At 52.3% G+C, this 6,630-nt stretch carries 6 protein-coding genes; 3 read left to right on the forward strand and 3 right to left on the reverse strand.

Annotated features, from left to right (window positions below; genetic code table 11):
• Positions 1-52: 52 nt before the first annotated feature.
• Positions 53-826 carry a response regulator transcription factor gene (locus HY29_RS10085; protein WP_081811330.1) on the reverse strand — a complete coding sequence of 258 codons (774 nt, stop codon included), beginning with the start codon at positions 824-826 and terminating at the stop codon, positions 53-55.
• A gap of 495 nt (positions 827-1,321) precedes the next feature.
• Here HY29_RS10085 and HY29_RS18490 point away from each other — a divergent pair, with 495 nt between their 5' ends.
• The 3 genes from HY29_RS18490 (at position 1,322) to HY29_RS10100 (ending at position 4,373) form a co-directional block, all read left to right on the forward strand.
• Positions 1,322-1,807: a MarR family winged helix-turn-helix transcriptional regulator gene (locus tag HY29_RS18490; protein WP_051601400.1), complete on the forward strand. Its 486-nt coding sequence runs from the start codon at positions 1,322-1,324 to the stop codon at positions 1,805-1,807.
• Positions 1,808-2,075: 268 nt separating this feature from the next.
• Positions 2,076-2,366, forward strand: a complete 291-nt coding sequence (locus HY29_RS10095; RefSeq protein WP_034796461.1) for a hypothetical protein — start codon at positions 2,076-2,078, stop codon at positions 2,364-2,366.
• Between the two features lie 225 nt (positions 2,367-2,591).
• Positions 2,592-4,373 (forward strand): ATP-binding protein, encoded by a 1,782-nt coding sequence (locus HY29_RS10100; protein ID WP_081811331.1) that lies wholly within the window; start codon positions 2,592-2,594, stop codon positions 4,371-4,373.
• Positions 4,374-4,401: 28 nt separating this feature from the next.
• On the opposite strand, the gene HY29_RS10105 is transcribed toward HY29_RS10100, so the two are convergent.
• Positions 4,402-6,135, reverse strand: a complete 1,734-nt coding sequence (locus tag HY29_RS10105; RefSeq protein WP_034796465.1) for a ShlB/FhaC/HecB family hemolysin secretion/activation protein — start codon at positions 6,133-6,135, stop codon at positions 4,402-4,404.
• A gap of 70 nt (positions 6,136-6,205) precedes the next feature.
• Positions 6,206-6,630, reverse strand: a 425-nt coding sequence (locus tag HY29_RS19695) for a hypothetical protein (protein WP_241765181.1), incomplete at its 5' end; no start/stop codon positions are given.

Raw genomic sequence — 6,630 nt, forward strand, 5'->3', positions numbered from 1 at the left:
ATTTTCACTTAGACAGGCATCCGCTAAACGGTCTACTTAGCATTCACCGTGCTCACTCATCTAAATTCAAAGTGCTGATACCGAGCTTCAGAGCCACGACAGCGGCCTGGGTGCGATTCGTCACATTAAGCTTCTTAAATACACCGCGTGCCATCTGCTTCACTGCGGCAATCGAAATACCCAAGTTTGAGGCAATAATCTTATTTGATTGTCCGCTGACAATTAGACGGAGCAACTCTCGGTCGCTACTGGATAGACTGGCCGACAACTCATTTAATTCTTTACTGGAAGCAGAGCCTGATGGGTCTGATCCCAAGGCTCCTTTGATAATTGAAACTGGCGCATATGTTCCACCCATTTCAATCAAATCTGCAACCCGATCAATAACAGCAACGCCTTCTTCTTTTGAAATATAGCCAGCCGCTCCGGATTGCAGGGCTCTGATCGCATCTTCATCGGACATCATGCCAGAAAAGAAAATGACTTTGGCGTCTGGAAGCCTCTGGACTATCTCAGCTACAGCATCGAGCGCTGACCCCTCAGGCATCACAAAATCCATTATGACGATTTGAGGATTAACACGGTCAAGCGCAGTCAGAACTTCGTTGAAATTGGTGGCCTTCTCCACCTTGGCATCCGGCCATTTTCCTTTGCAGAAGTCGGCCAGGAATTCCAACACAAACGGATGATCATCCGCAATCAATATTGTTGATACTCCCCTTTGAGCGCTATGTTCGCCACTGCGCATCAAAAAGTCCCTCCATTCGGGCTCCGCCTTGCTGGCCCCTCCTCCATTCCCCTCAGAAAACACGCGGTGGCTACTCATTTCCTTCCCCCAATAATAGAATGATAGCGTTCTCTATTATACGCAATACGAATTCTACAAATATTTGGCAGATACGAACCGGCCAAGTTCAAACACCTCCGAATGGAGATCAAAAGATATTGATGCAACCTCGTCTCCGGTAAGCTTTTCTCCGTTGGCAAACCCGGTTCAGTACACTCGGCTTCAAGACAGCGGCGATCGTGCAGCCTGCTGTTGTAAAGTAACACGTGAAGCCAGAATTTCTAAATAACCGCAGCCCCAAAGCACCTCAATCGCACCGGCACAAGCTCAAGCAATAAATGGGTTTTCACGCGACCATGCCATTAGCACGCCCTAATGCTCAAAAGATCTAACTTTCGAGCACTCCAGTGACCAAAAGATTTACGAGAATAGCCAAAAGATCCGTACACATGCACAGCCAATCCTGTGATCTTGAACCGATCAAGACCGTGCGCCGTTCGCGCATATACTCAGAAAAAAGCGTTGTGCCATAGAATGAACAGATATAATCAACAGGCATCCTACCGCGACATTACGATGTCATCTCCGGATATCGCATCCGCTGCAGAGGAGTCTTCATCCCGAAATCAACAGGTGGATTTGCGACTAATCAAAGCTTCGTTCCGCATGAGGGAACGGCGCAGAAATCTTGTCCGCGATTACAAGATTGACGACGCAGCGTGGTGGATGCTCTTGGACCTATACCAAGCGCATGCCAACAAAACAAAGCTATACGTCTCTGCACTGTGCGCCAATGCTGGCACATCTGCCACGAGCGCGCTTCGCCGCCTGGAAGGCCTAATAGATGCCGGCCTTGCCGCACGCCTTCCTGATACTGAGGATTCAAGAAGAATATATATTGTGTTGACTGCATGCGGCCTAGAGGCAACGCGGACCTATCTGTCGCATCTGAACACGGAACTCTTTGCCGCCCTTGCTCCAGACTTAGCTAATCTAAAAGGCATCAGTAAATCCGAGTAAAAATGGGTTATTTGTGCCCTAACAGGCGTAAGGACCTGCGTGCTCCTTCATACCGGAACGGCCAGACCATTTATCACTAGACAGAATGTTCCCACGTTTTTGCGCAGGGCATTGTATGTTTATTTTCAAGGAAGTTTCGCCCTTGGCAGTTGCCAAAACTCGATTCATTTATTAGCAGCACCTTTGGCGTTTTGGGCTGTATTTTGACCACACCGGGTCACCATGAGCGCCAGAAACTAGAATGGCTTCATGAATCAGGCTTCCTTTTATGCCACTATCCAAATATTATCAGCTCTTTCATGATACCAATCTGCCTATCCTGAAAGCAATTTCCGATGACGTGAAAATCGGTGCATATACGTCAGCAAAGACAAAATCTCACGCCGTCATTGGGGCCGCCCTTCTACTCGGGGCAACAGACTTGACCGAAGCAATGAGATCTTTTGAACACGCATTACTTTCATTGGATTCCTCTTCTGCAATGCTGCATTTAAACAGCGCCTTCGCACTTGTGTCGGCATATGATTCGAAATCGACGCATCGTCGGCTCAAAGACTAGAAATCATAGTACCGAGGCGCATGGTCAAATTGACGGCCTCAAGCCCTCGCATCGTTTGCAATAAGTCAATTTGGGTGCCGCGCTCTGAGCAGGCAAACCACCATTAGCTTTGGTGGAGACCAAACGAATATGCGACTCAACAAATATAACCAGTGTGATAGGTTAAAGGGGCCCGATCCGCCAGAATGCGTCTCGAACTGAAACCGCAGACGAAGTGCATCTAACATGTATTTAAAAGCTATGCTGCCCCCAGCAATTAACCCGCTTGCGGCCGCACGTCGCTGGATGACGCAGTTATCAAAACGGATTGTTCGATCCTATAGCCAGCCAGAAGAAATGGACATCTTCCACGTCGCCGTCAATTTCATGGCAATCTGGCTTGGCCTTTTCATGACCGTCATGTCCATTGGATTGGGGTTCCTCTATAGCGATAGTTTGCTTCCATTCTTTCTGATAGCAGGAATCTGGGGATTCAGTGGCGCTATTGTTCCCCTAGTGAAACGCGCTCGCCGAACGGATCGTATTCCGACCTTGTTTTTGGCGTCAGCCTTCTCAATGCCCCTGCTTTTCCATGCCATGTTCGCCTCAGAACACCATCTGATCGTGTTTAGCGCGGTAGTATTGGGCAGCCACTTGATACTCATTAGACCCGAACGTCTTGGCTTCAGAATTGCAACTTTTGTCTCCGTGGGGCTTGCCACTTTGCTGTGTTTCCTATGGCAGCCAGCTCCTTTGGCAGAACTCCCCCTGACCAGACGCGACGAGTTGCTTAACGTGGTCGAATATTTTGTCATCTCGATCATGCTACTGCATCTCCTCGTGATCCCATCTGTTTTAAGCGCGGCAGATAGACAGGTTCGTCTCGCATCCGCACAGGCAGAAGCCGAAAAAGAATGGGCTCTTAGAGCAGCTAGAGCGCAACGTGATTTCCTGGCGAATGTAAGCCACGAATACCGAACGCCTTTAACAACACTCGTAATGGCATCCCAACGCCTGCTCCGGAAACCTGAGGTATCAAAGTTCAGTGATGAGTTCATTGCCGTGGAGGCGGCGACTCTCCACCTTCTGGCACTCTTCAATAATTCACTCGACTATACCCGTTACAGCGACGGTCGGTTCAAGACTCGATATTCGCCCGTCAATCTCCGTGAGCATATGGAAAATGTAAGAGATACGCTCTTGCCACAGATCGAGAGCAAATCTCTGTCCATAAACATTGAGGTTAGCGACTCAGTTCCCCAGTCGTTTGACTGCGACCCGCTGCTCCTCCGTCAATTACTGCTGAATCTACTCTCAAATGCAGTGACGTACTCCACAGAGGGAGCAATACACGTCTTTGCTGACGCGAGCCTCGATGCCAAAACTCTCCATGTAGAAGTATCTGACAATGGTCCTGGCATACCTGATGACAAGCGCGAACTCATCTTTGAACCGTTTCAAAGAGGGGAAGGAAGGGACACGTCCGATAGCCATAGCGTTGGCCTAGGCTTGGCCATATCCAAGCAAATTGCCACTCTGCTTGGAGGAGATATTGGCGTCAGAAATGCTGATAAGGGAGGTGCCGTTTTCTGGTTTGAACTCCCCTTTTCTGAGACACACGCTGTTCCACAAACAGAATTCCACACCTCACGCACACTACTCGCAGGAACCGCTTCAGTGCTACTGGTAGAGGATCATGCGTTTAATCGGCATTTTTTGAAAGAGGAACTCGAACGTGACGGCCACACAGTTAAAGCGGCCGCGGGTTACGATGATGCCTTGGAACTACTCTCGCATGAAGTCTTCGACATTGTGCTGACTGATATGAATTTAAGTGACGGCACGGGAATTGGCCTGCTGACCGAAGCAAGGCAAAATGGCATCGAAACGCCATTTGTTGCAATTACAGCAAGCTTTTCCGCCAAAGATCTGGAAGAATATCGCTTAGCTGGAATTGAGATTGTCCTGACAAAACCCTTGTCACTGGCCGAATTCCGGGCTGCTGTTTCATGGACTCGCAGAGGCTGATCAGCGCCTCCCTTCCTCCGATACTCAGCTATCTCCGTAGTGCGACTGAAAAGCCAAGCCAGTCCCGGTCAAGACGTTCATCCTTTGACTGAATGCTAGCCCACTCCAATTGCAGATTCATCAGCGCACGGTCCGTCAACTGCAACTGACTTCTGAGTCCCAGGCCTGCGCTTGCGGCGCCGCTATGAGCGCGCTCCAGTTGGCTTACTTGCTCGAGATGGGACTCCCCTGCGGCGACGGCGGCATAGGGCTGCACGTTAAACAAATCATTCACCCGGACGTTTGACTGTGCTTCAAACCTTCCAGCGACCATCCTATCCCCCGTCACTAGTCCTGAAGGCGGTCCCGATACGAGGTCTGCTGACACGAACGAGGTCTGCTCGGATCGCAGTAGTGGCTCGTTGAAGCTGGATTGTGCTTTCACGGTCGCCCGCACCCACAATTGCTCACTAACTTTCTTTAGGGCCGTTGCGCCGATGTTCAGCTTCGTGAAGTCTGCATCCGCCCCTTCTCGTGACAAGGGTCGCAAGACTGATGCTTCTGAGGCTCCGCGCGCACCGAGCCCATCTATCCCTTGTGAGAACTGCACATCATAGCTCAGCGTGCCTGGGCTGGAAAGAGAACGGTAACCAGACAATCCAGCCCTAACCGCGCGCGTGCGGTCTGAAAATAGCGGCACTTCGTTTGCCAGCAGCTCCACATTCTGTTCTTCAAAAGACGCATCGAAGCCCAGCGACACTGTGGTAGATTTTTTGCGCGTACGCTCCAGTGCATACGACGCATTGATGCCGGTACGGAAAAAATCGCTTTTGAACTGAACGCCTGCCTCAACAGGGTCTGGCGCATTGCTTGCCTGCAGCGCCTGAAATCCAACTGACCAGCCATCCACACCCACAGGAGCGCTGGCCGAAACACCGAGATAACTCCGCAAAGCCGTTGAGCCGAAGCCCGGATCATCGAGCGCAGTTGCAGCTGTCACGACGACTTGCTCGCCGGCCCCGAGCACTGAGTTGGCCGCTGCAGAGAAGGTAATCTGTTCACGTCCGACATCTTCAATGACGCGGTTGTCGATTGACACCACGGCATTCAGCGCTTGGTGCTCACCGGTAACCACAAGAGTTGTTGCCCCGATCTCTGCGCCTGGCGTCAGAGCTGTTCGCAGCCTGAGGCCCTTGGTATCGCCAGCGAGCAGAATACGGCGCTCTAATTCATCGGCTGTCACCATTTGCTCCCCAACCAGTGGCGAAAGCATCTTCTCAACTTGGCGCGCAACCTTGTCCGGCAGAGCACTTGAATCGATGTGATCAATATAGCCATCGACAATCAGGAGGCGAACATCACCTCCATTCAGCTGAATATCCTGGGCCGGTACAGCAACGCGTACGAGTGGGTAGCCTGCTTCGAAGTAAAGCTGTTGCACGTGACCCGCAAACTCGAAAAGGTCAGCAACCGTTACGGTCGCGCCGGACTTTGGGGCGGCCTCTAGCGCGCGGGCGTTTAGCTCTGGCTGTCCGCCCTCCAATACAATTCCACCTACAACGAACCGGGAGTTTTCAGCGCCTGGAGGCGCCATCAGGCCCCGCACTTGCGGCAATGAAAGGACAGTATCGCTCTGCATCTCGCCGGCGACTTCGCCTGGAGGCTGTTGGCTTGGCGAAGTCCCCTGCGCCTGACCATATGAAGCACCTGCCAGCGCCGCCGATGCAACTCCCGACATGAGAAGCTTTGCCCGCAGGCCCGAGCAGGATTTTTTCTTAGTCATCTGAATACCCTTTATGCTGATCTTGTTATGATGGAGCCGAGCCTGCACACCGAGGCAGGCGACCCGTAAATTACTCAACAGGTTGCGCCACGGGGCGCCTATCGCAGTCTTGTCCTATGGCGCAGTCCTCAAGGTCGCCGTCGGCTTCATCCTGCTCTGTCGTTTCAGAGGCGCTTTCGGCCTCATTCAGTGCGCCGAGTTCCGGTGCCCGGTCATCGCCTTCCGAGAGTCCCGAATCCGGGGTCACAGGAGCATTGATGACGAACAGGCTGGCCTCATTGGTCACAGGCAACTCAGATGTTGGCTGCTCCGGTGAGGGTTGCTCTGGTGATGGCTGCTCCGGTGAGGGTTGCTCCGGGGAGGGTTGCTCCGGTGATGGCTGCTCCGGGGAGGGCTGCTCCGGCGAGGGCTGCTCCGGTGAGGGCTGCCCTGGCGATGGCTGCTCCGGGGAGGGCTGCTCACCTGCCGCCTGGACCGTCAGGGTGCCGCTTTCAA

The sequence above is a fragment of the Hyphomonas beringensis genome (genome assembly GCF_000682755.1).
Taxonomy (GTDB): domain Bacteria; phylum Pseudomonadota; class Alphaproteobacteria; order Caulobacterales; family Hyphomonadaceae; genus Hyphomonas; species Hyphomonas beringensis.

Bases quoted from the DNA above. Each gene is read 5' to 3' on its own strand.
- HY29_RS10105 (WP_034796465.1), bottom strand. From the start codon at position 6,135: ATGACTAAGAAAAAATCCTGCTCGGGCCTGCGGGCAAAGCTTCTCATG.
- HY29_RS18490 (WP_051601400.1), top strand. From the start codon at position 1,322: ATGAACAGATATAATCAACAGGCATCCTACCGCGACATTACGATGTCA.
- HY29_RS10100 (WP_081811331.1), top strand. From the start codon at position 2,592: ATGTATTTAAAAGCTATGCTGCCCCCAGCAATTAACCCGCTTGCGGCC.
- HY29_RS10085 (WP_081811330.1), bottom strand. From the start codon at position 826: ATGAGTAGCCACCGCGTGTTTTCTGAGGGGAATGGAGGAGGGGCCAGC.
- HY29_RS10095 (WP_034796461.1), top strand. From the start codon at position 2,076: ATGCCACTATCCAAATATTATCAGCTCTTTCATGATACCAATCTGCCT.